Origin of the sequence: Dactylosporangium sp. NPDC049525, from assembly GCF_040676755.1 — a bacterium.
GTDB lineage: Bacteria > Actinomycetota > Actinomycetes > Mycobacteriales > Micromonosporaceae > Dactylosporangium.
Map to the genome: position 1 here is coordinate 3,366 of NZ_JBFAPO010000042.1, position 25,785 is coordinate 29,150.

Genomic DNA, 25,785 nt, shown 5'->3' on the forward strand with positions numbered 1-25,785 from the left:
CGCCGGTTCCGTTCGGGCCGCCGGTCTCGTCTGGGCCGCCGGTTCCGTTCGGGCCGCCGGTTCCGTTCGGGCCGCCGGTCTCGTCTGGGCCGCCGGTTCCGTTCGGGCCGCCGGTTCCGTTCGGGCCGCCGGTCTCGTCTGGGCCGCCGGTCTCGTCTGGGCCGCCGGTTCTGCCCGCGCCAGCGGCACCGGCCTGGCCACCGCCCCCGGCCGGGCCAGCGTCGACGCCCGTCGATCTCCGCAAGCGTGAGCGGATCATGGGCATGGAGAGGCGGGTTGCCGCCACGTCCCCGTACCTCTTCTCGCTCACCAAACAAGCCGCCGTCAGCCTCGCCAAGCGTGGCCTCGACACACACACCGCCCGCGTCGCGCTTTGTCTGGACATCTCCAACTCCATGCAGGCGCACTACAGCAGCAACAAGGTGCAGGCGCTCGCCGAACGGGTGCTCGCGCTGGGCATGCGCTTCGACGACGACGAGCGGGTGGACGTGTTTGTGTTCGGCAGTAGAGCTTCCGACAAGGGGCCGCTCGCCCTCGTCAACGCGCAAGAGTACGTGGCGCGCGCAGTGAACCCGAAAAAGCTGGCGTGGAGCACCCGGTACGGCGCCGCGATGAAACTCGTGCGCCGGAAGTACTTCGGCAGCGACGCGTACCGGCGCGTGCCGATCGCCGCCCCGACGCCGGTGTACGTCATGTTCGTCACCGACGGCGAGCCGGACGACCAGGACGTCGCCGTCGAACAACTCCGGTCCAGCTCGTACGAGCCGATCTTCTGGCAGTTCATGGCGGTGGGCGGGCGGGTCGCATTCCTGGACAGGCTGGACGACCTCGACGGCAGGTACCTCGACAACGCCGACTTCTTCTCGGTGAGCAGCCCGACGGCAATCGCGGATGAGAAACTGTTCGAACTGATGATGGCCGAGTATCCGGGCTGGCTGCACCGGGCCCGCCAGGCGGGTCTGCTGCCGCCGGCCTGAGCGCCGAGTGCCACAGCGGGATCGACCAGGCGATCCCAGCCGCCTCATCGAGCGTCGCGACGCCCTCCAGCCCGTGCGTGACGCCGCTACGGAGCCATCGGCCCCAGCGGCGCTCTCCCGCTCACCGCGCCGGAGACCGCCGCGCGGGCCGGCGGCACCGTGACGACAACCGTGGCCACAGCGGCGGCGATCTCCTGACCGCGATCTTGGTGTGCGGATCTGCAGCGATCCGGGCGGGTCTGATGTCGGTCATCAGGGCTGAACGCGAGGATGCCCCGGGCGATTTGTCCGGGGCATCCTCGATCGCTCAGAGAGTTGAAACTGGCCTCTACAATCAGTGATCAGCCGGTCGCGCTGCGCGTTTGCAGTTCTGTGACGTGCCCCCGGCAGGATTCGAACCTGCGACACACGGTTTAGGAACGGACGAGGGGTCAGGCGGTATCGGGCCTGCCGACCTGCCAGTGCTGGAGCGCTTCCGTCTGCCCGATCAAGATCATGACATACATTTGCCGTCGGCTGACCAAACGGCCGGCGTCCGGCGTCCAGGTCGACTCGCCCGTCGCCCGCTTGGTCACGGCATCGATTCTGGCCTTGAGTTCAGTAGCCGGAAGTGGTCGACCATATCCGGTCGCTGGGTTGCCGGACACCCGGACCACAGCCGGCGGCGGCAACACCCGGAATGACCTGAGCATGACCGCCGCCGTGTGTGCGGTGCGCAAACTACCTGGAGCACTGCCCTGAGGAGTACCTGGGAACGCGACACTGTGAGGACACGTGACCTGCTGGTACAGCTCGCATCGCTTCTCGTTGTATCCCAGCGGCGCGTGCTGTACCCGACCTGTAGCGGTATGAACTTGCTGATCGGCGCCGGACGCATGTCGGCCCCGATCCGGCGTTGGCATAAGCCCACGCATGTGGATGTTGAACTAATTCAAGGAGTTCGACTTTACAGCGCCGATTAGGGCGGTCCACGCAAGGCGGCTGAAACTCAAGCTTGGCAGCTCCCGATTCTTGCTGTCGCGAACCTGAATTTGGTTTGGACTACTCAGGCGCACCTCGACGCAATTTCCACCAGAACTCCGAGAGCTGGTCCGCCACTGCTGATTTAAAGGCAGGGCGCGCGGCGTCTCATGCTTGTCAGTCATCAAAACTCCCTATTATTCTCTGCAATACTTTCCTGGAACTTTCGGAGTTCAGTGCTTCGGTGCTGAGTTCGGCAAAAGTGCGGGTCATTCGCGAAATATCTTCAGGTTTGTCTGGCCAAAGCTCGCCCGCCGGTGTCTCGGTGTACACAAGGTCCGGATCGGCTTTGGGGTCTGCGAATCCAAGGATACTGAACGACCCGTCAACACCTGGGTGAATCCCAATATCGTGCGGCATGACCTGGAGGGTTATATTCCGCTTTCTAGACAGGGCAACGAGGCGACTAACCTGATCGCGCATGACGGCGGCGCCGCCAATTGGCCTCGTGAGTGCGCTCTCTTCGATGATGAACTGCACCTTGAGCTCGTTCAAGCGATCCTGGCGTTTCATGCGTACAGCAACTCTTTGCTCAATTTCAGCATCGGGTCTGTTCGACTCACCCCGCCCCTTGAAGATTGCTTCGGCGTATTGTCTAGTCTGCAGCAATCCAGGGAGCACAAATTGCTCGTACCCTCGAATGGAAGCGGCCTCAGCCTCAAATCCAATGTAGACAGCGAGCTGTTGGGAAAGCGCACTTCCGTATGACTGCCACCACGCACGTTGGCCTGCCTCAAGTGCCAGAATCATTAGTGCCTCAGTCTTGACGTCTGACACCCCGTAGGCGAGAGCCAATCCTCTGACGGTATTCGGTTTTACCGGCACTTCCGAGCTTTCATACCTTGATAGGGCCGACTTTGAGACATGTGCTGCGACAGCGGCCTCATCAATGGTGAGAGCGGCTTCTTCCCTCAAGCGGCGGAGCTCCAGGGCAAGCCGTCGTCGCCGCACCGTCGGACTTCCTGCCATCACGATCACCGTCCTCGGTCGTCCCTGACCCTCGCCTCGTGACCTACCTCGTTCAAGCGGTCACAACCCATCAACGCTACGCGGGTCGCCAGGGTAACGGTAGGCCTCCCAAATCGAGAATCCCGCTAAGGGGGCAGCATCGGCGTGTCCCGTGCGGCGGTCTGCCGGCAGTCGTCGAGGTTCGGCTGGTTGACCCGTCCCGCTACGAGCGGGTGGCGTGGCGACCGATGGCCATACGGTAGTCCGAACATGTGCATGAGTAGATCACCATTTCCCTCTGTGAGAAACCCTGTCCGGTTGTTCTCTATACGGGAATCCCGCTACGGGGGTTGCCTATCGGGGGGACGCCTGCCATCCTGAAGAGGACAGACTACGGTCCGTGATCGGATTGCAAAGCTGTCCAATCGACCCTCGACGCCTACGGGTGTCATCGGAGGTGCTGGTAATGGAGAAGCGCAGGAAGCGGGACGCCGACCGAAACCAATCCACGCCTTGCCGTCATGCCGGGCAATCGGGACGTATGCGGACGCCCGGCGCCGACGGTGCGAGAGCTAGCCGGACTAGCCGGACCGGGGTGGTGGTGTACTACAGAGGACCAGGCATCGTTGTCACCAACCGGCAGATCGAGAACGACGAAGGTTGCTATCGGATCCGCGACCTGCATGTCATCAACCGGATCCAGGTCTACACTCACCCGGCTCGGACGGCGGCACTCGTCGCCGCTGCAGTCGAAGTAGCGCTCGCAGCACCGATGTCCGCTGCCTACGGGTCCATACCGCTGCTCTGCACAGGGTTCGTCAGCGCCTTGGGGATTGCCGCGGCCGTCTTGGTCGACCATCGGCGGAACCCGCGGTGGATGGCGCTACTCGCCTTCCACCACGGGCAAGAGATCACCCTGTTCAGCTCGCGGGACCAGCAGGAGTTCGGGAAGGTCCGTCGGGCAGTGCTGCGGGCGGTCGAGGCCAACTTTTCGCCGTACTCGCAGTCGTGAACCTGGCGGGACGCGCTCATCGGACGCAACGCCTGTGGCGTCGACGGCAGTGCGCGGATGACGTCGGTCAGCATGGCCCCTCAGTCGGTCTGATGCGCGTCGCCTCGGCTGCCCGATGAACTTTGGCGACTCGCCGGCCCGCCGGGATCGCGTGCTCATCCCCTGAAGCTGCGTTGTCGGGCGGCTGTCTGTCATTGACCGTGCTCGCAATTGAGGTGATCTGGCACGAGCACCTCGTGGGGGTGACGCTCCAGGCGCTTCTCGTAGACCACTCTCATGTCTGCGTGGGGGAGGAGACGTTATAGGATTCCGCTGATGCGCTTCTGCTGTCTGCATTCGGCAGATTGAAGAGGGCGTGTGGGATGAGGCCTAGCGTTGTCACTGACAGATCCACCTAAATCGACCCTAAGGCACGCGCTAACAGACGTGGGGCCGGCTGTCGCCCGTGACCTTCTCAGGTGGCGACTGAAAGCGTTGCGTGAAGCGAGCGAGCTGAGCCCAAGCACGGTCGCGACTCATGCAGGTTGGTCGGTTTCGAAGCTGACCCGAATCGAGAAGGGCGACGTTACCATCCAGCCGCTCGAGGTGCGGGCGTTGCTGCAGTACTACGGCGTCGATGACAAGGATGAAATGGCGGCGCTCGCCAAGCTCTCCCGTGTATCCCGGGCCCGCCAGTGGTACAGCAGGCACCGCCTCGTCGGTGACTTCCAGCGCTTCGTGGCCTACGAGTCCGAGGCGGCCACGATCAACATCTGGCAGCCGCTGTTTGTCCCCGACCTGCTCCAGACCGAGGCATACGCTCGTGCCATCACGGCGCTGTCTATGCGTCGCAGCCCGGACGACAAGGAAGTGCTGGCACGGGTCAGGCTTTGCATGGACCGGCAGCAGGCATTCCGGGCGCGCTTGCGCAAAGCCAACCCGCCGCACCTCGTGGCGGTCATCGATGAATCGGTGCTGCGCCGGCCGGTTGGAGGTTACGAGGTGCAGCGCCAGCAACTCGATCACCTGCTCGACCTGGCGGAGAACGACGCCGTCTACACCATCGCCGTGACCCCGCTCAACCTGGAGCATCACTCCGGACTTAGTGGCACCTTCGAACTGCTGCAGTTTCGCGGCGAGGAACGCGGTGACGTGCTTCTCGTCCAGGCCGCCGCCGGAGTAGATGCCTTAATTACTGACCCTGGCATCACGAGCCTGTTCCGCGATCTGCTGGGCGACCTGATGACCCACGGTCGTATCGACAGTATCCCGCTCGACATGATCCGGTCCGCGCGCGCGGCCGTGCCAACACCTAGCAACGGGGAGCATGGGTTTGGTGCTGCGCCTGAAGGTGCGTCTGGAGCCGCTGTGTAGCAGGCCCTCAGGCATTCTGCGGTCAAACTCCATGCGTTCGGTCGTTGGACTTGCTGTCGTACCGTTCGGTGGCCCGCACTGGTACAGGTTGTACCTTTAACGCTGGCCTCGCCGCCTGGGCGGACAGCGCCCTTCTCATGGCTGACCTGCTGCAACAGCTCGTATCGTTTCTCATCGTTTCATGCTGCCGCGAGCAACGTTCTGTACCCATCGCATACCTGTTGATCTTTACGCTGGCGACGCCGCCAACCCGACAACTCGTCTGGAGATCTGGCGGCTAACGCAGCTACCATCGGGCTACTTCGCAGCGGGCAGCGGCCAGAGAAAGGGGTTGTCATCGTGGCAGACCCGGACAGGGTTGCCTTTCTCCGCGAAAGGTTCAATCGCTACGTCCTTGACGGCATCCCAAGGTTGAGGCGGCTTGGCTACAACCCTTTCCTATTCATGGATTTGGTCGATCGCTACAAGGGAGCGGTCGGGGCAACCAAGCACCTTTTGGCCGATCCGAGGCACACTTCATATGGCTTCCAGCGTCTTTACGAACTTGGAAGGCTGGAGGACAGTGTTGAATTCGCGGCCTGCTTGCCTTGGTTCGTCGAGCTGTTCGAGCTGGACGAGATTCACGAGGCGAGGACCCGCTTAATCACTCATGAGTTCCCGCTCCAGGTAAGGCTGGACGCTGCAGCGGCGTCAGTCCCGTCGTGGGTCGACGAACTCTGAACCCGTGCGTGCGTGCACAGCGACCCTCGACCTTCCAGGTCTCCTGGGTGCGGCTCAGCGCCCGTGCGGCCGTCGATTCATGTCGTCAACACAGGGGTCGACGAGGCGTGTCAGTCTACCGACCTAAGCATTAATTGCCGTGATCCAATTCAAGGATGACGCTACAATGCGATGCTGTACCGCTAGCCTCTGACCCCCGGCCGATTCCGACATGAGGATGCCGATCGCAATGTCGCCAGCCTTTAGTGAGCAGTTTTCCCATTTTTTGTCACCGAGTGATGAAGATACCGCTGCCGCCATAAAGACGGGCTTCATCGTTCTCGACACAAATGTCTTATTGAGCGCGTATCGTTTCGCTCCAAATGCCCGGGAAGAGCTGCTGTCTGCTATTGAGCGGATAGGTGATCGAGTCTGGGTGCCCCATCAAGTTGGCCTTGAGTTTCACAAGAATCGGTATGAAGTGGTAGCCGACTACGCGGCAGCCTATAGGGCTGTACTCGACGCACTTGCCGATCATCGGCGAAAATTCGAGCCGGAAATAGATCAAAAAATTCGATTCATGGCTGGGCGGACCGGCCTGAACGAGGATAAGCGGAATCATCTTCTTCAACTGGTTACGGAAGGCCTGGAATCCATTACAGACGCGGTGGAGGAGCTCCAAAGCCTGCACGGACTAGACGGCGGCCTCTCCAACGATAAGATTCTCGAACGCGTTCAATCGATCCTAGACGGCAAGATTGGCGTACCGTTGGAGCCTGGAGAACACGCCGAGGCGATCTTGGAGGCAAAGCGCAGGATTGCCTCGCAAGAGCCACCAGGATTTAAGGACGCGAAGAAGCTAAATCCTGAAGGTGACTACCTTGTCTGGATCCAAACCCTCAAGGAGGCAAGACGCAGGAATTCCGACTGGCTGGTACTGGTAACCGGGGACGTTAAGGAAGACTGGTTTCTACGCCAGGGGAATCGGACGATTGCAGCGCGCCCGGAATTGACGGCGGAGGCAAGGCGGTTTGCTGACACTCGTCTTATCCTTATGCAAACTCAAACCTTCCTTCATCATGCTAAGAACCATCTGGCGCTTTCGGTCAGTGCAGACACTCTGCGGCAAGCAGGCCGCATTGCCTCGCCGGATACAGTCCTGCTCAAGCGCCTGGAGGACCAGTATGTGGTTGCCGTAAATGATCGTGAGCGGCATGAATCAGACCTTGTGAACGCTGAACGCCTTCTGGACGTACTGAAGTCCAGATTTGCTGAGCTCCTTGAAGACTACCGGCAGACCAGGCTTATTATCGACAATACCGGAACTGCAGAAAGATCCGCAGCTCTTGAGCGCCGCGCACAGCAAGTCGATCGGGTGCAAAGCGAGGTTAGCGACGCTCAAGACCGCTATTATGCTGCTCGCGCCAGCCTGGCAGATAGCGATCGGGAATTGTCAAGACTATTTGGCGAGATATCTCGCCTGCAGGATGGCGCGTGAAGTGCGGGAGCCTGTCCATTCGATCGGCAGCTCCGCTTGACACATACGTGTCAAGCCTCAGTGCTACGGACTCCGAGGTGAGCCCCTCACAGCGGCGGCGCCCTCACCGGTGCCAGGTTCTCGTGTTTGCCCAGCTCGTCAAGGTGGAGCGCCCTACTGGACGAACGACCTTGACGAGCTGGGCAAACACGCAAGAGAAAATGGCGGCGGGGAGGGTGTTGCCGCACCGCAAGTTCCGCTCAGACCTTCAGTTGCTCCAACCCGTTGACCTTCACGCCCTGGTCTTCGGCTTCGCCGGCGGCTGGGGCTTCGTGGTGTCTGTCGGTCACTCCTGGCGTCGCTGATTCCGGTGCGGGCGCCGGGGCTTGCCTGCGTGTCGCCGCCAGGCGTAAGCGCAGGTCGCGGAGCGACCCGTGGCGCCACGGTGCGCCGCGTCAGCGGCGCCTTGATCCCGTACAGAAAGTTCTCACACGCGTTCGACCTGCGCCTCTCGCATCTCCATTTCTCGCGGGTAAACCGCCAGAACCGCGAGGCCCGGGTTCGTGCCGGCCCCCTGGTAGCCGAGGTTCAGCTAGAGCGCGTGATGAGGCAGACTGTACTCGGCTCAGACTGAAGCTGGACCAAGGTGGTGATATGTCCGAATCTCGCATCTTCCTCTGCCACTCGTCGTTCGATAAGCCATCAGTTCGGCAGTTGTACAGGCGGCTCTCGGCCGACGGATTCGAGCCTTGGCTTGACGAGGAAGACCTGCTGCCAGGTCAAGACTGGGAGTTGGAAATAACCTCCGCCATCAAGCAATCCAGGGCGGTCATCGTTTGCCTATCGCAGGAGTCGACCCAGAAGACTGGCTTCGTCCAGCGAGAAATCCGCTTTGCTTTGGATGCGGCGGACGAAAGGCCTGAGGGTTCCATCTTCATTATTCCCGCCAGGCTTGAGCGGTGCCCCACACCACAGAGGCTCATGAAGTGGCATTGGGTCGATCTATACAAGGACAACGGGTATAGCCGACTCCGATCGGCCCTTGCCATCGCACTACCGCGCACTCGCGAGGAAAATGCTGCAGAGAGACATAGTCGTGCGGTCGATCCCGACCCCGCTCGAAGTGGGCATGATGTCGTCTCCTGGCAGGACACAGAAGTGCGATATGACGGGCTCTACATGCGCCCGAACGAATCCTACACCCAGTATCTGCGGTTCCGGAGCTCAGGCATATGTCACGCCGCCTCCAGCACTGGAACGCCCGAACAGGTGAGTATGTGGCTCGGCTCGGCGACGGAAGCCCTCCGTAGCAAAGGGCCTTTCACTATCCTCGGCGATCAGATCAAGATCGTCAATAAGTCTTCCTCCGGAACCGTTGAATTTCGGGGTACGGTTGGGCCCCTGGCTAACGAACTGCATCTCTACACACATAGTTACATCAATGGTTACGAATCATTTGGCGTCTGGCGCTTTCATCCGCTCCAATTCCCGGACGTGGAGGAAGATTAATCGGATCATTCAGGTGCTAAATCAGGACCGTGCGAGATCAAGAGCTGTTCTGGTCAGTACTTCGCCTCGACTGGGATGGGCAAGGTTTCAGCCCAGGCCCGCAGAACGTCGCTGGCGTCCTGGCGCAGGGTCTCGTCTACCTGCTCGACGAGGAACCGGTCGTCGTTGGGCAGGGTCAGCTCCCGATATAGCTGCAAGTCTTCGAAACCGTATGTGGCAACGTCGTAGCTGGTCGCGCCAAAGACCAGACGGGGGATTCTGGCCCAGTAGCAGGCGACGAGGCACATGGGGCAAGGCTCGCTGCTGCTGTACATGACTCCGTCGGGCATCAGGTGACGTTGGAGTCTTGCGCCCGCGTCGCGTAGCGCCATGACCTCGGCATGTGCGGTCGGATCGTGAAGACCGACGACACTGCTCGTTCCCTCGCCGACAATCTCCTCGCCAACCACTACGATGGCGCCGAACGGGGTTTTACCCTCGTCCTCCAGTGCATGACGTGAGATCGCGATTGCTCGACGGAGGAACAGGCGGTCAGCTTCGGTAAGCGGGTCCGGCATTCTAGGCATCCTTCCGGGGAAGCTTCACGCGCTGGCGTGGCTTGCCTGGCCATGGCTTCAGCGGCGTCACGAAGTGGAGTTCGGTTCGGTCTGCGGGGTAGTCGGCGTCCGACACCTCCACGACACGTCCCGTCGCATCGAGGGAGATACGACGGCAGAAGATAAGAGGTACGCCGGCGGCCAAGCCCCAAGCCTGAACCTCGACTGTCGTCGGCATGCGGGCCGTTACCTCGTCCACTATCGACATAATCTCGATGCCGACGGTCGAAAGCTGATGCTGTGTGCCTCCCGGCCACGGCTCGTTCCGCTCGTCGAAGAGTGCCGGGTTCTGCTGGATGAGCGCAGCCGGTATGTACGCGACGCTGTACGACAGGTAGAGGCCCGTCTTCCGGTCCTTGGCCTCGTACCGTCGCCGAAGTATCTGATCCGACGCGTCGATGCCGAAGACTCCAGCCAGTGAGTCGCCTGCGGCGATCACGTCATAGTGCGAGCTGAAGGCTTGGTCGTCAATCGACATGTTGAGGTTGGTCTCGGCCTCGCCGAGCGCAGCACGCTCCTCCTCGGTGAGCAAGGCCAGGTCCTTCTCTACCTGATGCCGCTCTGACGAACGCACTACCTTCCGCGGGGGGATGCGGACCGTCGGCGCCTTGCCTCGTCCGGCGGAGACCAGGCCCTGCGCTTTCAGTAGGTCCATTGCGCCGCGAGCTGCGCTCATGGAGCAGTCCCACCGCTGGCACAGCTCGGCCAGGGTCGGCAGCGAGTCACCCGGTGTCAGCTCTTGACGTTCGATCTGCATGCGGATGTCGTCAGCGATCCTCAGGCTGATCGGCGGCTGCACGGCGGTCGGGCGCGGGTCCATGGCTCCATCTTCGCAGGTTTGTACGCAAACCTCTTGTGCGCCTCACGGGCGACCCGTAAAGTGACCCTCGTGAGTTTGTATGCAAACTCACGAACTGGGTAGCGATCGCTGCTCATGAGATGGCCTAGGGGCCACGAACGAGGAGGACGCCGTGCGTCTGCTCATCAACACGGAAGCCGTGCAATTCACGGTGACGAAGAACCCGGACGCGAAGCTGGACGGCAAGCGTCAGCAGCGGTTCGAGCGTGGCAGCAACACGCCGATGTGGACAGTGCAGCTCATGGCGCTGGACAGCAACGGCGCCGAGGTGCTGAACGTGACGGTAGTCGCGGCGGACCGTCCGCAGGTGTCGGTCGGTCAGACCGTGATCCCGGTCGACCTGGTCGCGCTGCCGTGGGCGAACCAGGAGGACGGCAAGATGCGCTCGGGTGTCGCGTTCCGTGCGGACGCGCTGCGGGTGCTGGTGCCGTCGGCGTGATGCCGCCTGGTTGACACGTAGGTGTCAACGTCGTTCGGACCGCGGGGTCGCCGTTGATTGGCGTCGTCTGCGACCCCGGGTCCGTTCTCTTCCAACAGTCCCTCAATGCCCTTGTTCAAGGGAGGACCTGTCATGTCCAAGTCTACCGGTCAGAAGTCTGGCCGTTCCACCTCTCGTTTGTTCGGCGACGGTCAGTCCGTCATGGTGATCGAGGCGCCCACTGCTCGCACGTACCGCCGTCGGGCGGCTATCGCGTTCTGGGTCGTCTCTGGTGTGGTCGGTCTGCTGACCGCGTGGATCTGCGCGTCGTTCTGGCCGCCGGTCGGGGCGCTGCTGTTCGGTCTCCTGGTGGGAGCTGCCTGCGGCGCTGTGACGTTTGCGCTGATCGTGGCGTGGCCGGTGCTGCGCGTCTTCTGGCACTGGCTGCCGGAGATCACCCTCGCAGGGTCGCTCCTGTGGGGCTGGTCCGCGCTGATGAGCTCGGGCAGCTCGGTCGTTTCGTTGCTGGTCCTGCTGGTGGTCGTGGGTGTTCCCGCGGCTGTAGGCCCGCTGCGTCGTCGCGTGGTCGGCTGGTCCCTGTGCCTGGTTGTCCGGCACCGGTTGCGGGTGTGCTTCTCGGCGTTCGTGAAGTCACGCGGCCGGGAGGCGTTCCCGCTGATCCTGTGGGCCAAACCGACGCCGGCTGGTGAGCGGGTGTGGGTGTGGCTGCGTGGTGGCCTGTCGTTGAAGACCTTCGCCGATGAGGGTCAGACGCAGGTACTTGCGGTCGAGTGCTGGGCCAAGACGGTCCAGGTCGCTTCCGCGTCACCCCGGTACGCGGCGCTGGTGCGGTTCGACATCACCCGCCGTGACCCGCTGCGCAACATGGTGGTGTCACCGCTGCCCGACAACCTGCCTGATGACTTCGAGGGCGGCGCGCAGACGTCCCCTGCCACCCCGCCGTTCGGACTGGACCTCGACGAGGTCCCCGAGGTTCCAACGGCTTCGAAACCGTCCGGTATACGCAAGCCGCGTAACCAGCCGGACCCGTCTCCGTCTTTCGCTGGGACTGACAACTCCGAATACGCCTGATGGACAGCGCGGGCGTCTTGTCCAGTGTGGACGTTCCCGCCCGCGCTTCCCGTCCTGATCCTGTTGCGGGAGCACTGATGGACCTTCTTACGGCGCCTGCGCCCGGTGAGGGTTCGGGCGGGCGCACACTGTCAATCTTCGACCCGGTCTTTCTCGGCATCGACGAGTTCGGCCACCCGGTCCACCTGCCGATGATCTACCGCAACATCCTCATCGGCGGCGAACCGGGTGCGGGCAAATCGAGCCTGCTCAACACGGTCGTCGGGCACGCGGCGTTGTCGCCGGATGTGCGGCTGTGCCTGCTGGACGGCAAACAGGTCGAACTCGGTCTGTGGCGTGAAGCGGCTGACGTGTTCGTCGGCCCTGACATCGAACACGCGAACCGCACGTTGACGCGGGTGCAGACGGTGATGGACAACCGGTACGCGTACCTGATGGCGTGCCGCCGCCGCAAGATCGGCCGGGATGACTTGTTCGGGCAGATCCTGGTAGCGGTCGATGAGATCGCGTTCTTCTCCGCAACGGTCGGAGGTAAGGACGAACGGGAGCTGTTTTCCGCGAAACTGCGCGACATCGTGTCGCGGGGCCGCGCGGTCGGCATCATCGTCGCGGCTGCGACGCAACGCCCCTCGTCGGACATCATCCCGACCTCATTGCGGGACCTGTTCGCCTGGCGATTCGCCGGACGGTGCACCAACGACTCGTCCTCCGACATCGTCCTCGGCCACGGCTGGGCCGCGCAGGGCTACTCCTCCAACACCGTCGACCCGGGCAACCAGGGCGCCGGCTACCTCATCGCCGAGGGCGGCGTCCCGATGCGGGTCAAAGCGGCCTACCTCACCGACACCGACATCATCCGCCTCGCCGACTACGCGGTACAGATCCGCGCCGAGGCCAGAGCACGCGCAAAGGAGCCTGCGACATGAACCGTGTCCAGCACACCGCCTGGTGCGCGAAAGACCACTCGTGCGGCCTGTACGAACACCGCAGCGAGCCGCTGCGGGCTGACCATCCCGGTCTCGGCACCCTCGTCATCACCCGGGTCCAGACCACGGACGGTCGGCAGTACGCGGAGATCCGGCTGAGTGTTCCGCTCGTGGCCACTGACCGCGTCGCCCGTCGGCAACTGCAGACGGCGCTAACGGAGCTCTACCACCTGCTGCGCTACTTCCGGCACATCGGTCGCAGCGCCGCATAACTCAACGGCACCACCAGTACGGCTCATAGACCGTCGACGGAACCGGCTCATCGCCCTGAGAAGCAGTGCCGGTCCCGCCGACTCCCACCAACGCCCCGAAAGGACGTGGCGTCCATGAACCCTACCCAAAACCCGGCCACGCACGACGGCGTCCCGCTGTCGGACTACCTGCGTGGCGCCGCGACGTACCTCGGAACTCGCGGCTGGGTCCAGCGTCAGCTCTTCGCTGACACCACGGACCCGTTCCCGCCGGCTGACATCGCCGGTGCGCTCATCATGGCCATCTACGGCCGCAGGGTCGACCTGTTCACATCGACCGACCTGACCGACACCACCGGCCCGGCCCACGAGACGTGGGAATCGGCCCTGCTGTGGCTGGAGGACCACCTCGGCCTCCGCGCCCACCGACGCGCGCAACACCTCGTGCTGCCCGGCGACCTGCTGTTCGCCTGGCACGACGACCCGTCACGCACAGCGGCCGAAGTCCTCGCCGCACTGCGGGACGCCGCTGACATCTACGACGGCGCGGCTGCCGTCGTGTGGTCCATCAACCTCGCGGAGAAGCCTTCGTCGCAGTGGACGGACGCCGACCTGGCCGCCTGGCTGAGCGACGACGACGTCATCGAAACCTACGCACAGACCGAACTGGACCAGGACCGCAATCCCACCTGGGATGGCCTCGTCGCCTTGATGCGGCGGCGAATGAGCGGTGCCGCATGAGCGCCGAACCGGTCACCCGCAACAGTTCTGACACGTACGTGTCAACGCCGTTCTCCACCGCGACCCTGGTCGCCGCGCTGGAGTCCGCATGGGCGGCGATCCGCCGTCAACACCCAGACGTGCCCGCCGTGGTCCTCGTCGTCGGGGACGGCTCGCCGAAGAAGGCGAACCAGAACCTGACATACGGCCACTTCGACCACGCCCGCTGGCAATCCGGCGACGCCCGGCTGCCCGAGGTGATGGTCTCCGGTGAGGGCCTGTCCCGCGACGCCGCCGCAGTGTTCACCACCCTGCTGCACGAGGCAGCCCACGGGCTCGCCGCTGTCCGCGACATCCAGGACACGTCACGGCAGGGCCGCTGGCACAACAAGCAGTTCGCGAAACTCGCTGCCGAACTCGGCATGACCACGACCAAGGACGACAAGCTCGGCTTTTCGCCGTGCACGTTGACCGACATCGCCCGGCAGCGGTACGCGCCGTGCATCAACGCCCTGCACACCGCCATCGGCGCCTTCCGGCACCGCAACGAACTCGGTGAGGGCAAAACCCGCACGAACAACAACAACGGCGTCTCGTGCGAGTGCGAATGCCCCCGCAAGCTGCGGGTCAGCGTCGCCGTGTTCGAAGCGGGCGGCATCTTCTGCCCCGTCTGCGACGCCTGGTTCCTGCCCGAGGACACCGACCGGCAGGACTTCACCGACACCAACCCGATCCCCGGCTCATCCGGGCCGTTCGGGCTGCCCGGCCCAACCGACGACAACGACGACGACCAGGCCGACGGCACCGACGCCGATACGGAAGGCGATGACCTGATGGTCTTCTACGACCCGACCGGCGCCAAGTACGGCCTACCGACGTACCCGTTCAAGTTCGCCCCCGACGGGCTCGCCACCACCCGCCAACTCCGCGCCCTCGGGCTGCGCCCCGGCAGGCAGGACATCGCCGCACAGATGTTGTGGCGTCGCGGCAAGCGCCGCGCCTACCTCTACCGCATCGACCTCGCGCTGCCCAAGCGCACCGCAACCGCACGCCAACGCGAAGCCCTCGACAAGGCCATGCGCGTCCGCCGCACCTGCACCACCTGCGGCATCACCAAGCACTACGTCATCCCCCGCTCGCTCGGCGAGTGCCTCGACTGCGCACCCGGAGGTGCCTCATGACCACGCCCACCAACCCCAACCAGACCCCCCGCGCCGCTCGCCCCGACGTCCGGACGGCCGTCCTGCTGACCTTCGACTACATGAGCGACGCCCTGGCCCGCCGCGACGGCGAAGCCTTCGTCAACTGCATCGAGAGCCTGCGTCTCCACCTCGGCGATCCCGCCGTCGACGCGATGGTCACCTACTTCATCGAGGTCGGCCGGCGGCGGCTCGCCGCGCGCCTGATCGACCGCAACCTCGGCGGAGGAGCCCGATGAGCCCCCTCACCGCACGCCGCCACGACTGCCCGATGTGCATCGACGGCTTCCAACCCGTAGGGATTCACCCGGTCCTCGGACCGGTCCTCGTCGCCTGCGAGTTCACCCGCATGTGCACCGCCTGCGGTGGCTGCTCCTGGTTCCCCACCGACCGCACGGCGCTCACCCTGCGGGCCAATCGCCTGGCCGCGTCCGGCTACGCCATCACGTATTGCCTGGCCTGCCTCGGCATCTCCGATGTCCTCCCGATCAAGGGAGACCCCCGATGAACACCGAGATCGACATCCTGAACGCGGCCGCCGCGCGACTGCGCATCGAACGGGCCGCGCTGCTGTCGGCCGCGAGCATCCTGCTCGACTGGGGCATCGGCAGCCACACCGAAGAGGTCAACAACCGGCTCGATGAGCTGTCCATCGAGGCGGTACGCCTCGGACGGCAACTGTTCGACCTCGGCGCCGTCGATGACGCCCTCGCCGCAACCGGCAACTGGCACGCCTCACCCCGCAAGGACATACGACCGATCGGGGTGGCGTCATGAACGACGCGACGGTATTCGCGGCGATCGCTGCAACGCTCTACGCAGGCCACCAACTCGCCGACCATGTCCTCGGTCAGACCGACAAGCAGGCCGCGCACAAGGCGCAGCCCGGCTGGTCCGGCTGGCGGCATCTGTTCGGCCATGTGGCGATGTATCACGCGGTGCTCACCGTGATGGTTTTCGCCGTCGTCGTGGTCCTGCACGTCCCGGCCAGCCCGGCCGGACTCATCACCGGATTGACGGTTTCGACAGTCACCCATGCGTTCCTCGACCGGCGTTGGCCGGTTCGCTGGCTGCTGGAGCACACCGGCTCCACCCCGTTCTCACGCCTGGCCGATCACGGCCTCAACGGCATGTACCTCGCCGACCAATCCCTGCACTACGGCTGCCTTTGGCTGGCCGCACTTCTGATCGCCGCACTGTAAGGAGCCCCACCATGGCCGAGTACTACATGTTCGCTACCCGCGACGGACGCTTCACCGAGGTCAAGGTCGACCCGGCGCACATCGAGCGGCAGCAACGCGACCTGGAAGCCCAGGGCTACAGCGTGACCGTCCTGGACCAGGACGAGCGCATCAAGATGGGCTGTATCGCCAACTGGCTGCGCGGCAGGAACCGGTAGCCATCATGGCCGCCACCTCTTCGCCCGCCGCGAAACGCGGCACCGATCGTCTCACCGACGGTCTGCTGATCTGCATCGTGCTGCTCGTCGGCATCATGGCCGGCGCAGCCTCGTTCACCCACGTCCACGACTGGACCATGCACAACAGCCCGACCGGTACGAAGGACTGGATCGGCTGGGCCAACGCGGTCATCACCGAACTGATCCCGACTGCTGCGCTGATCGTGATCGCACGCCGCCGCAAGACCGGTGTGTCGATCGGATACCCGATGTTCCTGCTCGTCGCCGCTGTCGGCGCCTCGCTCACCGCGCAGCTAGCGGTCGCGGTACCGACCATCTTCGGCTGGCTCGTTTCGGCGCTGCCCGCACTGGCGTTCTTCGCCCTGTCCAAGCTGGTGTTCTCCGTATCCCGGCCGCACAACGAACCTCTGGCACCTGCACCGGCCGCCATCGCCCCGGCACCGTCCACTGCGGACACTGCCCCCGCGACGGTCTCGCCGGTCGCCAGCAAGCCCGCGGCCACTGTTGACCCCGATCCCGAAATCGCGGTCGACACCAGCACCGACACCAGCGAAGCCACGCCCGCGCCGGCACCGCCGACCCTCGAGCCACGCCCGGAGCCGGTCCCGGCCACCGTCGCCGCGCTGCCTGCCCGGCCGATCGAGACCCCCGAACTGCGGGACCTGCTGCCCGGAGCACGGGTCATCGCGACCGCCCACCGCAACGCAAACGACGTACCGATCACACCGAACCAGCTCGCCGCCCGGATGCACGTGCCCACCAGCACAGCCCGAGGGCTGCTGGACCTGCTCCACGACCAGGCGCCCATCACGCACCCGCACAACGGTGCGCGGATCGGAGCCAACCAGTGAGCGTCTCGACGCTTCCTCTCGTCCCCGGAACCCTTCACAGGGTCCCGGGCACGGGAGCATCCGCCGCAGCCGCCCACCGTCACGCTGCGTCGACCAACACCAGCTGGCCGGCGTCGACACACAGTCACCACCACCCGTCGACGGCGGTGACCCGATGAGCACCGCAGACGAGTACTGGCCCTGGGCGGCACCAACCAAACCACTACCGACCCCCGGCGTCAACGACGGGACCGTGCACGGACACTCCGCCCGGACCCGCGCCACCGCCCTGGAACGCGTCGGCGCCGACGGCTACCCCGAATGGCTGCACCACGTCCGCGGCGCGTCCGCGTGCCGCCGGCCGATCCGCCTCGCCGGGCAGATCCACGTCAACGACCGCACCGGGCAACGCGTCGCCACCTACGACACCACCGACATGCCCGACGGCGCCATCTACACCCCGTGCGGCAACCGCCGCGCCAACGTCTGCCCCTCCTGCGCCGAGGTGTACCGCCGCGACATGTACCACCTCATCAAAGCCGGACTCCAAGGCGACCGATGGGGAATGCCCGTCCTGCACGAACACATCGCCGTGTTCCTCACCGCCACCGCACCCTCCTTCGGGCCGGTCCACCACCGCGCAGTGAAGGTCCACGCCGCCGACTGCCGCCGCAAAGACGGCTGCACCTGCCGCCCCGCCCGCTGCCGCCCATTCGGCCGCACCTGCCCGCACGGCATCCTGATGCGCTGCACCGACCGGCACACCACCACAGACACCCGCCTCGGCCAGCCGCTGTGCCTGGACTGCTACGACCACCACGCCCAGGTCGTGTGGAACCACGAAGCACCCGAACTATGGCGGCGCACCATCCAACAAGCCGACCGGCTCCTGCAACGCCTCGCCCGCCGCCTCGGCGTCGACGTCCGCCGCAAATACCTCAAGGTCTACGAGTTCCAGGTCCGAGGCGTCATCCACTACCACGCCCTGATCCGCCTCGACGGGTACAACCCCGACTGCCCCACCGCAATCACCCCACCACCACCGCAGATCACCCGCCGGATGCTCGCCGACGTCCTCAAAGCCGCGTTCGCCTCCACCGCCCACACCTCCGCGCCGCACCCCGCCAACAACGGCCACGGGTGGCGTATCGCGTGGGGCGACAAAGGACTCGACATCCAGCACGTCAACACCGCCAGCAGCGAACTCACCGAATCGCAGATCGCCGGGTACATCGCCAAATACGTCACCAAGTCCACCGAAGTCACCGGCCTCGACCTGCGCCGCATCGACGAGGTCAGCGTCGACCTGCACGCCGACCCGGCCACCCACGTCGGACGGCTCATCCGCGCCTGCTGGGACCTCGGCGCACACCCCGACTGGTGGCGCCTCCGCCGATACGCCCACCAATACGGCTACGGCGGCCACATCGCCACCAAAAGCCGCGGCTTCTCCGCCACCCTCGGCCACCTCCGCCACCAACGCACCATCTGGCGCCGCACCGAAGGCCACCCCCACACCTGGGACGACGACCAGGCCGACCTCGTCATCTACCAACTCGGCTACGAAGCCACCGGCTGGATCACCACCGGAGACGCCCTCCTCGCCAACACCGCCGCCGCCCTCGCCCGCTCCCGAGCCGAAACTCTCCACGACGTCCTGCAGGACGAGCACGCACGCCGCACCACCGGAGCCGCACCCCTCGCGGCATGACACGTACGTGTCAACGCTCGTGGTCATAGTGGACAGTGGAGGACGGGGACCATGCGTGTGGAGCTGCTGACCGTTGAGCAGATCCTGGATGAACTCAACGGCGTCTCGCGTCGGACCTTCTACCGGTGGCGGGAGCTGGGCATCGCACCGCGCTGCATCAAGCTGCCCAACGGAGAGCTGCGGATCGAGCGCACGGATTTTGAGGCGTGGCTTGCCAGTCATCGTGAGGCAGCCGCGTGAAAAGTCACGCCGTACGGATCTGGCAGATCCGGATCAACACGCTGGGCAGCGGTCGCAAGTCGTACACGGTGCGGTGGTCCGTGGACGGCAAGCCGCACACGAAGACGTTCGGCAAGCGGCCTTTGGCCGACAGCTTCCGCTCGCGCTTGATGCAGTCTGCCAACGGCGGGGAGCCCTTCGACGTCGACTCAGGGTTGCCTGCTTCGCTCCTGCCCGAGCCGGTGTCGGAGTCGTGCCTGGCGTTCGCGCAGCGGTACATCGCGATGAAATGGCCGAGGGCGGCCGCCAAGACCCGTGATGCGCTCAGCGATGGGTTGTCGACGCTGCTGCCGTCGCTCACGGTCGACCTGCCCGGCCGCCCGCCGCTGCTGGTGGTGCGGGACGTGCTGCGCCGGTACGCGCTGATGCCTGACCGTGCAGATCGGGTGCTGCCGGCCGATCTGGTCGAGCCGCTGCGATGGTTGGAGACGGCGTCACGGCCGCTGTCGGATCTGCGGGACGCGGCCATCGTCCGGCACGGTCTCGACGCCCTAGCGGTGAAGCTCGACGGCGCTGCGGCTGCGGCGACGACGGTTCAGCGCAAGCGGACGGTGTTCTACAACCTGTTGCAGTACGCGGTCGAGCTGGAGCTGTTCGACGCTAATCCGCTCGATCGGGTGAGGGTCAGCGTTAACCGCAAGAAGGTGCTGACGGCGGTCGACCGTCGTGTCGTGGCGAACCCCCGCCAGGTGGACGAGCTGCTCGTCGCATGTAGCTATGTCGGTCAGCGTGGGCGGCACGGTACCCGTGGTGAGCGGCTGGTGGCATTCTTCGGCTGCCTGTACTACGCGGGCCTGCGGCCTGAGGAAGCGCTCGGTCTCGTCGAGTCGGGCTGTCACCTGCCTGATGAAGGGTGGGGCTCGGTCACCCTCACGGACTCGCGCCCGGCGGCGGGGAAGCGGTGGACCGACAGTGGGGAGGCGCATGACCGGCGAGGCTTGAAACATCGGCCGGAGCGCGATATTCGGACGGTGCCGATCCCGCCGGTTCTGGTGGCGATACTGCGTGCTCACATCGAGCGGTTCGGCGTGGCCGATGATGGCCGGCTCTTTCGCAGCGAGCGGGGTAACCCGGTCGGCGCATCGACCTATTCCCGCGTCTGGCAGGCTGCCCGCACGTTGGCGCTCACGCCGGCGCAGGTCGCCTCTCCGCTTGCCGGGACTCCGTACGACCTGCGGCACGGCGGACTGTCGCTGTGGCTCAACGCCGGTCTGTCCGCGCCTGAGGTGGCTCGCCGCGCTGGCAACTCGGTAGAGGTGCTGCTCGCCGTCTACGCGAAGTGCCTCGACGATGACGAGGCGGACATGAACAGCCGGATCGACGCGGCGCTGCACCGCCTCACCCACCGTGGCACCCGCCATGGCGCCCGTTCTGTCCGGCGTGCTGTCCAACGGCGGGCGGGGCGATGAAACGCCTGGTAGAGGCGCTGCAGAAGGTTCAAGATCATGACACGCATTTGCCGGGGACGGCGACAAACGACGGCATTCGGTGGCATCTAGTTGCACACGTCAAGGATCTTGTTCTGGCGAATGTCTGCTGCTCAGGCCGCGAATTGGCAGAGTATGAAGGTGCCCCCGGCAGGATTCGAACCTGCGACACACGGTTTAGGAAACCGTTGCTCTATCCCCTGAGCTACGAGGGCGCGATGAGCAGTGTACCGACGCCCCCGCTGACCTGCGTCGGCATATCCCGCCCCGGCGTGACCTGGATTCGTTCGGGCTGGTGGGAGCGGGGACCGATCACACAATCGGCGTTTGCGATGGGCCGGGTCCGTCCGTTATGCCCGATTGGTTCGCGGTGACCCTCGATGGCTCGCTTCGCCGAGCACTCATCGAGTTCCTGCGACGGACCGGGCAGGTCCTTCCGCCGACTTCGTCGCCGAGGCGATCGACATTCTGACCGAGCAAGGGCCGGCGCTCGGTAGGCCACTGGTCGATCGGCTCAAGGGCAGCCTGTATCAGAACATGAAGGAGCTACGACCGGGCTCCAGCGGCCGCTCCGAGGTTAGGATGATCTTCGCGTTTGATCCGGCGCGCGAGGCGATCTTCCTGGTGGCAGGAGACAAGTCCGGGCGCTAGCAAGCGTGGTATCGCAACGCGATCCAACTTGCGGACACTCGGTACGCCGACCATCTCGCGGCGCTGAAAGAGGAGGGTCAGTTGTGACCGAGGCTTCGAACTGGCGGGACGTCAAGGCCAAGGCGCGCGCTGCAGACCCGACTTGGGACAGCGCCGAGCGGGTTGCTCGCCGCCGGCAGATGCGAGAGCAGATGCTGGCCTCGGTCAGCGGTGCTCAACTGGCTGAGATCCGTAAACAGCTCGGGATGACGCAGGCCCAACTCGCTGAAGCGACCGGGCTGACGCAGGCGCGCATCAGCCAGATCGAGAACGGCGACGCCGTTGGCCCGGAGACGCTTCGAGCCTATGTGGTCGGGCTCGGCGGCAAGCTCGATATCGTCGCCCGCATCGGCAACATCCAGCTCAACGTGGCCTGAGAACGACGTCCGCTCAGGGTGGCATTGGCAGGCTGGAGCAGTCGGCTCACTTTGCCAGGTGCCGAACACGCGCGCCGGAAACACCTGTCGCCTGGTTGTGCCGTAAACCGCCACCCCTGGGGCGGTGAAGACGGTCAGCTGCCGGTAGGTGTAGGTGAGGCCGTCTGGGGTGAGCTCGATGGAGTTCACATGCAAGAGGAGGAAGGACACATGACTGAGTTCCACGACTGGGACGACATCCGCGCCGAGCTCGACGATGGAGGCATCGACGCGCTGGCCGCTGAGCGGGCCCGAACCGAAGCGTGGGTCAGCGCCTTCCAGCTCGCTGAGGAACGCCTTCCTGCGGCGGGTCGGACCGACCGTGCTGCGCTCGGGTCGCTTGCAGGACAGGTCGATCTCAGCGGCGACTGGGACTCACCTTCGACGAACGCTCGGATCGCCACCGACTTCGGGATTGGTGGGTGACCCGGCTTCTGCCGTGCAACCACTTCGTGTCTGGATATCACCCGATCGGCGGTAACGGTCGTTGACCGAAGCATCCAGCATCGACGGCGTGGACATTTCTGCGGTGATGGTTGACCTCGCGCGGCGGCGGCCGCTCTTCCACTCGGAACGGGACTTCCAGTTCGCCCTTGCCTGGTCCATCCAGCAGCGCTACCCGCACGCTGAACTGCGCCTGGAACCGCGCCCGAACAGGGGCATCCACCTCGACCTGCTCGTACACCTTGCGCAACGACGCATCGCAATCGAGGTGAGGTATCTCGTCGCAGCGTTCGGTGGCGCGCTCGGCGTGGACCGTTTCGACCTGCCCAACCAGGGCGCCCACGACGTCGCTCGGCATGACGTCGTCAAGGATCTGGTCCGCCTTGAACGGCTCCTCTCCGACGGGTATGCCGACGAAGGTGTTGGTCTCACGCTCACCAACGATTCAGCCTACTGGCGGCCGGGTATGAGGAACACAACGATCGATGCGGCGTTCCGCATCCATGAGGGCCGCACGCTTAACGGCGCGCTCGAGTGGTCGCCCACAGCGGGCGCCGGGACCACCCACAAGCGTGATGTGCCACTGACCCTTGCCGGCAGCTATACCTGCGCCTGGCACCACTTCGCCAACGTCGCGGCCGACGGTGGCCGGGTTGTAGAACTGCGGTACCTCACACTTCCTGTTCGCGAACCGGGCCGGCCGACCCTGGTGGCCGCCGTCGTACCGCAGGTCGTGTCGACAACCGGCGCGCTGACCGCACGCGACGAGATCCTCCTCGCCGTTGCTGACATCCTGCGACGATCCGGACGTGCGGAGTTCGACCTGAGCGACGTCCTGGCCGAGATGCGCCAGCGCGGCAGCCGGTACGCCGAATCGACGATCCGGACTCACGTTGTGTCGCGCATGTGCGCGAATGCACCCGATCATCACGCGACGACCTTCGACGACTTCGAAAATGTCGGTCGGGGCCGGTATAGGCTGCGTCGCTAGAGCGGAGGCCGCACTCGGCTGCTGCGGACCATGGATCGCTTTATTTGCAGTGCTATTGCGTTTCGCTGGACGCCCCCAGGTCGGGCCATGGTCGGGCCTTTCGGGCGAGCAGCACCACGCCGTCGTGTCAGCGCCGCAGCCGTTCCGCGCTGGCGTGTTCGACCTCCGGGAGCGGCAGGTCGAGGCGGTTCGCGAGAGCTTCCAGCGGTGGGCGTCGCGGCAGCCAGAGTCTGCGCTCGTAGCGGGACAGCTCATGGCGGGTATCCGGTACTCCCAGCGACTGACGCTGTGTACGGCGGAGCCATGCCATAAATGTGTACACAATCGGGTACACATTAGCCATGTTAATTGAGGCGCTTTCCGTTCGAGAAGCCCGCGAGCAGCTGCCAACGGTGCTCGAGCGCTTCCGCAAGGGCGACCGTACGCCGGTCGGTGTGGGGTCGCACCGGAAGACTGAGGCGATCATGGTTTCCGTCGAGGTCTTCGACGAGCTGACCGCCGAACGGAATCAGTCTGTTGCGCAAGCCGCCGCCTCCGTGCGAGCCGAAGGACTCACGATCAGCTCGGCCGCCGAGGCGATCATGGAGCGCTGGGCTCGCGGTGAACTCAGTACGACCCAGATGCGAGAACTGGTTCGGCAGCTCCACACCTCATGACCGTCGACCCGTACAGCGACCCGGCTTCCGGGGTGATCCGCAATCGGTTCGGCATCACCGACCCGGACCGTCTCCGCGTTGTGGAGGCCGACCTGACCGCAGCGGCGCTGGCGGACCTCGGCACCCGGATCTTGCCCGGCGGCTACGATCTCGTCCACCTGCGCCTGTTCCACGCCGAGATCTTCGGTGATCTGTACCCGTGGGCGGGTGAGATTCGAACCGTGGGTATCGCCAAGAGCGATCCCTTCTGCCTGCCGCACGATATCGAGACGTACGCGGGCGACGTGTTCAACGCGTTGGGGAAGGAGCGCTTCCTACGAAACCTGTTGAGGGAAGACTTCATCGCTCGGCTGACGCACTACCTCGCCGAGGTGAATGCGATCCACCCGTTCCGAGAGGGAAACGGCCGCGCGCAGCGAGCCTTCTTCCGCCAGTTGAGTCGAGAGGCCGGCTGGCCGATCGACCGGTCGGGCCTTCACCCGCAACGCAACGCCGAAGCATCGATGGCGTCGCTTCGGGGGTGACAACGGCATGCTGCAGGAGATGCTCGACTCGCTCGTGAGCCGGTAATCCGCTCGGGTCGGTGGCTTCGCAGAGGAGGCCGTTCAGGGCGTCGGACGCGGCGCAGGTCGATCGAGGGCGTGAATCCTCGCCGGCGTTCGCGGTGTCTAGAACGGTCGGTCGATGTCCCAGCGGTCTTTGAGGACGAGGTAGATCGTGCCTATCCAGCCTTCGTCCTCGAATCCGGCGATTGGTCGCATTGGGCGGACACACTTGCGGACATGCTCCCTGGGGGTGCGGCGCAAAGCCTCGTTGGCACCATCCAGACGGGCCAACTGGACAGCTTGCGCCTGAACTTGAGTGAGGCATTTCCAAGCTGACCTTGCAGCTCAGGGTGGGTGCGATGGACCCGGGCATCGATGAAGGCGAGGCTCCAGGTAAGACAGCAGTCGACCAAGATCCGATGCCCCGACCGGGAGCCTCGCTGTGCTGTCTTACCCCGCCACGATCCCGCTCTCCAGCCGAACCCTGCGCCACCTCGCCGACCGCATCCGCCAGCACCGCAACCAGCATCGATCCCGGTGGCGGCGCCTCAACCCAGGCAGGCAGGCCCTGCTCGCCCTGGCCCACCTACGCAACGGCGACACCTACACTCGCCTTGCCGCCGGGTTCGAGGTCGGCATCGCGACCGCTTGGCGGTAAGTGCAGGAAGCCACCGCCCTGCTCGCCGCGGCCGCCGATGACCTGGCCACGGCCATGGCTCGGATCCGCCAGCTGGCGTACGCGATCCTGGACGGCTCCCTCATCCCGATCGATCGGGTCGCCGACCAGCGGCCGTTACTACTCCGGAAACATCGACGACACGGCGTGAACGTCCAGGTCATCGCAGATGCCGCCGGCCGCCTCGTATGGGCGTCGCCGACGCTGCCAGGCGCAGTGCACGACCTGACCACCGCCCGTACCCACGGCATCATCGACGGGCTGAGCCGTGCCGCCGTGACGACCTTCGCCGACAAGGGCTACCAAGGCGCCGGCGGGACGGTACGCACGCCGTTCAAACGCCACCGCCACCAGCCCAAACTGTCACGCCAGCAGAAGGCGGTGAACAAGACACACGCCAAGATCCGGGCCTGCGGCGAACACGCGATCGGACCGCGGCGTCCGGCCGGCCGAGCGTGCCGGCATCACGCAGCCGGTTCGCTGGATCCGGGATGACGGCCCTCAGCGCCCGCAGGTTCCAGACCTTGAGGTCGGGCGTGCCATATCGGGTCGCTGCGGCCCGTGCCGTGGTCGGACTGACGGTGGTGGATGTGGGGTGGGTGTGCAAGGCGTGATACGACCGCCGGGACGGTGGCGCCGGAGAT

Annotated in this window: 32 protein-coding genes, 1 tRNA gene and 2 pseudogenes; 29 read left to right on the plus strand and 6 right to left on the minus strand. The window is 64.9% G+C overall.

Features of this window, described 5'->3' with window-relative positions; translation table 11 throughout:
* Both AB0K00_RS40015 and AB0K00_RS40020 read left to right on the plus strand, forming a co-directional pair.
* Positions 1-250: hypothetical protein (locus AB0K00_RS40015; protein ID WP_363532157.1), on the plus strand; the 250-nt coding region annotated here is incomplete at its 5' end.
* Positions 251-263: 13 nt separating this feature from the next.
* Positions 264-977 (plus strand): VWA domain-containing protein, encoded by a 714-nt coding sequence (locus AB0K00_RS40020; protein ID WP_363532160.1) that lies wholly within the window; start codon positions 264-266, stop codon positions 975-977.
* Between the two features lie 431 nt (positions 978-1,408).
* On the opposite strand, the gene AB0K00_RS40025 is transcribed toward AB0K00_RS40020, so the two are convergent.
* From AB0K00_RS40025 to AB0K00_RS40035, 3 genes are all read right to left on the minus strand, one after another.
* Positions 1,409-1,552, minus strand: a complete 144-nt coding sequence (locus AB0K00_RS40025; RefSeq protein WP_363532163.1) for a hypothetical protein — start codon at positions 1,550-1,552, stop codon at positions 1,409-1,411.
* Positions 1,553-1,903: 351 nt separating this feature from the next.
* Positions 1,904-2,122, minus strand: a complete 219-nt coding sequence (locus AB0K00_RS40030) for a DUF397 domain-containing protein (RefSeq protein WP_363532166.1) — start codon at positions 2,120-2,122, stop codon at positions 1,904-1,906.
* Positions 2,115-2,966, minus strand: a complete 852-nt coding sequence (locus AB0K00_RS40035; protein WP_363532406.1) for a helix-turn-helix transcriptional regulator — start codon at positions 2,964-2,966, stop codon at positions 2,115-2,117. The genes AB0K00_RS40030 and AB0K00_RS40035 overlap by 8 nt, the downstream gene beginning before the upstream one ends.
* 574 nt (positions 2,967-3,540) lie before the next feature.
* Between AB0K00_RS40035 and AB0K00_RS40040 the strand changes: the two genes are divergently transcribed.
* The 5 genes from AB0K00_RS40040 (at position 3,541) to AB0K00_RS40060 (ending at position 8,995) form a co-directional block, all read left to right on the plus strand.
* A complete protein-coding gene (locus AB0K00_RS40040) occupies positions 3,541-3,957 on the plus strand; it encodes a DUF6232 family protein (protein ID WP_363532169.1) in 417 nt (138 codons plus the stop codon).
* 426 nt (positions 3,958-4,383) lie between these two features.
* Positions 4,384-5,310, plus strand: coding sequence for a helix-turn-helix transcriptional regulator (locus tag AB0K00_RS40045; RefSeq protein ID WP_363532172.1), 927 nt, complete (start codon positions 4,384-4,386; stop codon positions 5,308-5,310).
* Between the two features lie 339 nt (positions 5,311-5,649).
* Positions 5,650-6,030 (plus strand): hypothetical protein, encoded by a 381-nt coding sequence (locus tag AB0K00_RS40050; RefSeq protein ID WP_363532175.1) that lies wholly within the window; start codon positions 5,650-5,652, stop codon positions 6,028-6,030.
* Between the two features lie 211 nt (positions 6,031-6,241).
* Positions 6,242-7,507 (plus strand): PIN domain-containing protein, encoded by a 1,266-nt coding sequence (locus AB0K00_RS40055; RefSeq protein ID WP_363532178.1) that lies wholly within the window; start codon positions 6,242-6,244, stop codon positions 7,505-7,507.
* Positions 7,508-8,140: 633 nt separating this feature from the next.
* Entirely contained in the window at positions 8,141-8,995 is an 855-nt protein-coding gene (locus AB0K00_RS40060) for a toll/interleukin-1 receptor domain-containing protein (protein ID WP_363532180.1), read from the plus strand.
* Between the two features lie 53 nt (positions 8,996-9,048).
* Here AB0K00_RS40060 and AB0K00_RS40065 read toward each other — a convergent pair whose 3' ends face one another.
* Both AB0K00_RS40065 and AB0K00_RS40070 read right to left on the minus strand, forming a co-directional pair.
* Positions 9,049-9,552, minus strand: coding sequence for a nucleoside deaminase (locus tag AB0K00_RS40065; RefSeq protein WP_363532183.1), 504 nt, complete (start codon positions 9,550-9,552; stop codon positions 9,049-9,051).
* Position 9,553: 1 nt separating this feature from the next.
* On the minus strand, positions 9,554-10,411 hold the full coding sequence (locus AB0K00_RS40070; protein WP_363532186.1) for a GntR family transcriptional regulator: 858 nt from the start codon (positions 10,409-10,411) through the stop codon (positions 9,554-9,556).
* A 151-nt stretch (positions 10,412-10,562) separates the two neighbouring features.
* On the opposite strand from AB0K00_RS40070, the gene AB0K00_RS40075 reads away from it, so the two are divergent.
* From AB0K00_RS40075 to AB0K00_RS40145, 15 genes are all read left to right on the plus strand, one after another.
* Positions 10,563-10,889: a hypothetical protein gene (locus AB0K00_RS40075; protein WP_363532189.1), complete on the plus strand. Its 327-nt coding sequence runs from the start codon at positions 10,563-10,565 to the stop codon at positions 10,887-10,889.
* Between the two features lie 57 nt (positions 10,890-10,946).
* A complete protein-coding gene (locus AB0K00_RS40080; protein ID WP_363532192.1) occupies positions 10,947-11,960 on the plus strand; it encodes a hypothetical protein in 1,014 nt (337 codons plus the stop codon).
* Between the two features lie 77 nt (positions 11,961-12,037).
* On the plus strand, positions 12,038-12,886 hold the full coding sequence (locus AB0K00_RS40085) for an FtsK/SpoIIIE domain-containing protein (protein WP_363532409.1): 849 nt from the start codon (positions 12,038-12,040) through the stop codon (positions 12,884-12,886).
* Positions 12,883-13,158, plus strand: coding sequence for a hypothetical protein (locus AB0K00_RS40090; RefSeq protein ID WP_363532195.1), 276 nt, complete (start codon positions 12,883-12,885; stop codon positions 13,156-13,158). The genes AB0K00_RS40085 and AB0K00_RS40090 overlap by 4 nt, the downstream gene beginning before the upstream one ends.
* Positions 13,159-13,272: 114 nt before the next feature.
* On the plus strand, positions 13,273-13,878 hold the full coding sequence (locus AB0K00_RS40095) for a hypothetical protein (protein WP_363532198.1): 606 nt from the start codon (positions 13,273-13,275) through the stop codon (positions 13,876-13,878).
* Between the two features lie 812 nt (positions 13,879-14,690).
* Complete coding sequence (locus AB0K00_RS40100; RefSeq protein ID WP_363532412.1) at positions 14,691-15,038, plus strand: RRQRL motif-containing zinc-binding protein; 348 nt, start codon at positions 14,691-14,693, stop codon at positions 15,036-15,038.
* Positions 15,035-15,295, plus strand: coding sequence for a hypothetical protein (locus tag AB0K00_RS40105; protein WP_363532201.1), 261 nt, complete (start codon positions 15,035-15,037; stop codon positions 15,293-15,295). Before AB0K00_RS40100 ends, AB0K00_RS40105 begins: the two co-directional genes overlap by 4 nt.
* The gene (locus AB0K00_RS40110) at positions 15,292-15,564 is read left to right on the plus strand and encodes a hypothetical protein (protein WP_363532204.1); all 273 of its coding nucleotides are present in this window, start codon (positions 15,292-15,294) and stop codon (positions 15,562-15,564) included. The genes AB0K00_RS40105 and AB0K00_RS40110 overlap by 4 nt, the downstream gene beginning before the upstream one ends.
* Positions 15,561-15,833, plus strand: a complete 273-nt coding sequence (locus tag AB0K00_RS40115; RefSeq protein ID WP_363532207.1) for a hypothetical protein — start codon at positions 15,561-15,563, stop codon at positions 15,831-15,833. Before AB0K00_RS40110 ends, AB0K00_RS40115 begins: the two co-directional genes overlap by 4 nt.
* Positions 15,830-16,258: a DUF3307 domain-containing protein gene (locus tag AB0K00_RS40120; RefSeq protein WP_363532209.1), complete on the plus strand. Its 429-nt coding sequence runs from the start codon at positions 15,830-15,832 to the stop codon at positions 16,256-16,258. Before AB0K00_RS40115 ends, AB0K00_RS40120 begins: the two co-directional genes overlap by 4 nt.
* An 11-nt stretch (positions 16,259-16,269) precedes the next feature.
* Positions 16,270-16,455, plus strand: coding sequence for a hypothetical protein (locus AB0K00_RS40125; RefSeq protein ID WP_363532211.1), 186 nt, complete (start codon positions 16,270-16,272; stop codon positions 16,453-16,455).
* Positions 16,456-16,460: 5 nt separating this feature from the next.
* Positions 16,461-17,327: a hypothetical protein gene (locus AB0K00_RS40130; RefSeq protein ID WP_363532214.1), complete on the plus strand. Its 867-nt coding sequence runs from the start codon at positions 16,461-16,463 to the stop codon at positions 17,325-17,327.
* A 154-nt stretch (positions 17,328-17,481) separates the two neighbouring features.
* The gene (locus AB0K00_RS40135) at positions 17,482-19,017 is read left to right on the plus strand and encodes a replication initiator (protein ID WP_363532217.1); all 1,536 of its coding nucleotides are present in this window, start codon (positions 17,482-17,484) and stop codon (positions 19,015-19,017) included.
* Between the two features lie 51 nt (positions 19,018-19,068).
* Positions 19,069-19,257, plus strand: coding sequence for a helix-turn-helix domain-containing protein (locus AB0K00_RS40140; RefSeq protein WP_363532220.1), 189 nt, complete (start codon positions 19,069-19,071; stop codon positions 19,255-19,257).
* On the plus strand, positions 19,254-20,705 hold the full coding sequence (locus AB0K00_RS40145) for a site-specific integrase (RefSeq protein WP_363532223.1): 1,452 nt from the start codon (positions 19,254-19,256) through the stop codon (positions 20,703-20,705). The genes AB0K00_RS40140 and AB0K00_RS40145 overlap by 4 nt, the downstream gene beginning before the upstream one ends.
* Positions 20,706-20,865: 160 nt before the next feature.
* Here AB0K00_RS40145 and AB0K00_RS40150 read toward each other — a convergent pair.
* Positions 20,866-20,938: transfer RNA gene (locus AB0K00_RS40150), tRNA-Arg, on the minus strand.
* A gap of 145 nt (positions 20,939-21,083) precedes the next feature.
* Between AB0K00_RS40150 and AB0K00_RS40155 the strand changes: the two are divergent.
* The 7 genes and pseudogenes from AB0K00_RS40155 to AB0K00_RS40185 form a co-directional block, all read left to right on the plus strand.
* Positions 21,084-21,371 (plus strand): annotated as a pseudogene (locus tag AB0K00_RS40155) (type II toxin-antitoxin system RelE/ParE family toxin); the annotation flags it as partial.
* Between the two features lie 86 nt (positions 21,372-21,457).
* The gene (locus AB0K00_RS40160; protein ID WP_363532225.1) at positions 21,458-21,790 is read left to right on the plus strand and encodes a helix-turn-helix transcriptional regulator; all 333 of its coding nucleotides are present in this window, start codon (positions 21,458-21,460) and stop codon (positions 21,788-21,790) included.
* Between the two features lie 210 nt (positions 21,791-22,000).
* A complete protein-coding gene (locus AB0K00_RS40165) occupies positions 22,001-22,255 on the plus strand; it encodes an XRE family transcriptional regulator (protein ID WP_363532228.1) in 255 nt (84 codons plus the stop codon).
* 88 nt (positions 22,256-22,343) lie between these two features.
* On the plus strand, positions 22,344-23,264 hold the full coding sequence (locus tag AB0K00_RS40170) for a hypothetical protein (RefSeq protein WP_363532231.1): 921 nt from the start codon (positions 22,344-22,346) through the stop codon (positions 23,262-23,264).
* 341 nt (positions 23,265-23,605) lie between these two features.
* Complete coding sequence (locus AB0K00_RS40175; RefSeq protein ID WP_363532234.1) at positions 23,606-23,920, plus strand: antitoxin VbhA family protein; 315 nt, start codon at positions 23,606-23,608, stop codon at positions 23,918-23,920.
* Entirely contained in the window at positions 23,917-24,444 is a 528-nt protein-coding gene (locus tag AB0K00_RS40180) for a Fic family protein (RefSeq protein ID WP_363532237.1), read from the plus strand. The genes AB0K00_RS40175 and AB0K00_RS40180 overlap by 4 nt, the downstream gene beginning before the upstream one ends.
* Positions 24,445-24,907: 463 nt before the next feature.
* Positions 24,908-25,570 (plus strand): annotated as a pseudogene (locus AB0K00_RS40185) (transposase family protein); the annotation flags it as partial.
* Between the last annotated feature and the right edge of the window lie 215 nt (positions 25,571-25,785).

What these genes read in the sequence shown, in the direction of transcription:
- AB0K00_RS40105 (WP_363532201.1), top strand. Translation starts at nt 15,035, where the DNA reads ATGACCACGCCCACCAACCCCAACCAGACCCCCCGCGCCGCTCGCCCC.
- AB0K00_RS40100 (WP_363532412.1), top strand. Translation starts at nt 14,691, where the DNA reads ATGGTCTTCTACGACCCGACCGGCGCCAAGTACGGCCTACCGACGTAC.
- AB0K00_RS40130 (WP_363532214.1), top strand. Translation starts at nt 16,461, where the DNA reads ATGGCCGCCACCTCTTCGCCCGCCGCGAAACGCGGCACCGATCGTCTC.
- AB0K00_RS40020 (WP_363532160.1), top strand. Translation starts at nt 264, where the DNA reads ATGGAGAGGCGGGTTGCCGCCACGTCCCCGTACCTCTTCTCGCTCACC.
- AB0K00_RS40035 (WP_363532406.1), bottom strand. Translation starts at nt 2,966, where the DNA reads ATGGCAGGAAGTCCGACGGTGCGGCGACGACGGCTTGCCCTGGAGCTC.
- AB0K00_RS40110 (WP_363532204.1), top strand. Translation starts at nt 15,292, where the DNA reads ATGAGCCCCCTCACCGCACGCCGCCACGACTGCCCGATGTGCATCGAC.
- AB0K00_RS40125 (WP_363532211.1), top strand. Translation starts at nt 16,270, where the DNA reads ATGGCCGAGTACTACATGTTCGCTACCCGCGACGGACGCTTCACCGAG.
- AB0K00_RS40065 (WP_363532183.1), bottom strand. Translation starts at nt 9,552, where the DNA reads ATGCCGGACCCGCTTACCGAAGCTGACCGCCTGTTCCTCCGTCGAGCA.
- AB0K00_RS40095 (WP_363532198.1), top strand. Translation starts at nt 13,273, where the DNA reads ATGAACCCTACCCAAAACCCGGCCACGCACGACGGCGTCCCGCTGTCG.
- AB0K00_RS40140 (WP_363532220.1), top strand. Translation starts at nt 19,069, where the DNA reads ATGCGTGTGGAGCTGCTGACCGTTGAGCAGATCCTGGATGAACTCAAC.
- AB0K00_RS40115 (WP_363532207.1), top strand. Translation starts at nt 15,561, where the DNA reads ATGAACACCGAGATCGACATCCTGAACGCGGCCGCCGCGCGACTGCGC.
- AB0K00_RS40055 (WP_363532178.1), top strand. Translation starts at nt 6,242, where the DNA reads ATGAGGATGCCGATCGCAATGTCGCCAGCCTTTAGTGAGCAGTTTTCC.
- AB0K00_RS40060 (WP_363532180.1), top strand. Translation starts at nt 8,141, where the DNA reads ATGTCCGAATCTCGCATCTTCCTCTGCCACTCGTCGTTCGATAAGCCA.
- AB0K00_RS40120 (WP_363532209.1), top strand. Translation starts at nt 15,830, where the DNA reads ATGAACGACGCGACGGTATTCGCGGCGATCGCTGCAACGCTCTACGCA.
- AB0K00_RS40165 (WP_363532228.1), top strand. Translation starts at nt 22,001, where the DNA reads ATGACTGAGTTCCACGACTGGGACGACATCCGCGCCGAGCTCGACGAT.
- AB0K00_RS40070 (WP_363532186.1), bottom strand. Translation starts at nt 10,411, where the DNA reads ATGGACCCGCGCCCGACCGCCGTGCAGCCGCCGATCAGCCTGAGGATC.
- AB0K00_RS40180 (WP_363532237.1), top strand. Translation starts at nt 23,917, where the DNA reads ATGACCGTCGACCCGTACAGCGACCCGGCTTCCGGGGTGATCCGCAAT.
- AB0K00_RS40030 (WP_363532166.1), bottom strand. Translation starts at nt 2,122, where the DNA reads ATGACTGACAAGCATGAGACGCCGCGCGCCCTGCCTTTAAATCAGCAG.
- AB0K00_RS40090 (WP_363532195.1), top strand. Translation starts at nt 12,883, where the DNA reads ATGAACCGTGTCCAGCACACCGCCTGGTGCGCGAAAGACCACTCGTGC.
- AB0K00_RS40135 (WP_363532217.1), top strand. Translation starts at nt 17,482, where the DNA reads ATGAGCACCGCAGACGAGTACTGGCCCTGGGCGGCACCAACCAAACCA.
- AB0K00_RS40085 (WP_363532409.1), top strand. Translation starts at nt 12,038, where the DNA reads ATGGACCTTCTTACGGCGCCTGCGCCCGGTGAGGGTTCGGGCGGGCGC.
- AB0K00_RS40175 (WP_363532234.1), top strand. Translation starts at nt 23,606, where the DNA reads ATGTTAATTGAGGCGCTTTCCGTTCGAGAAGCCCGCGAGCAGCTGCCA.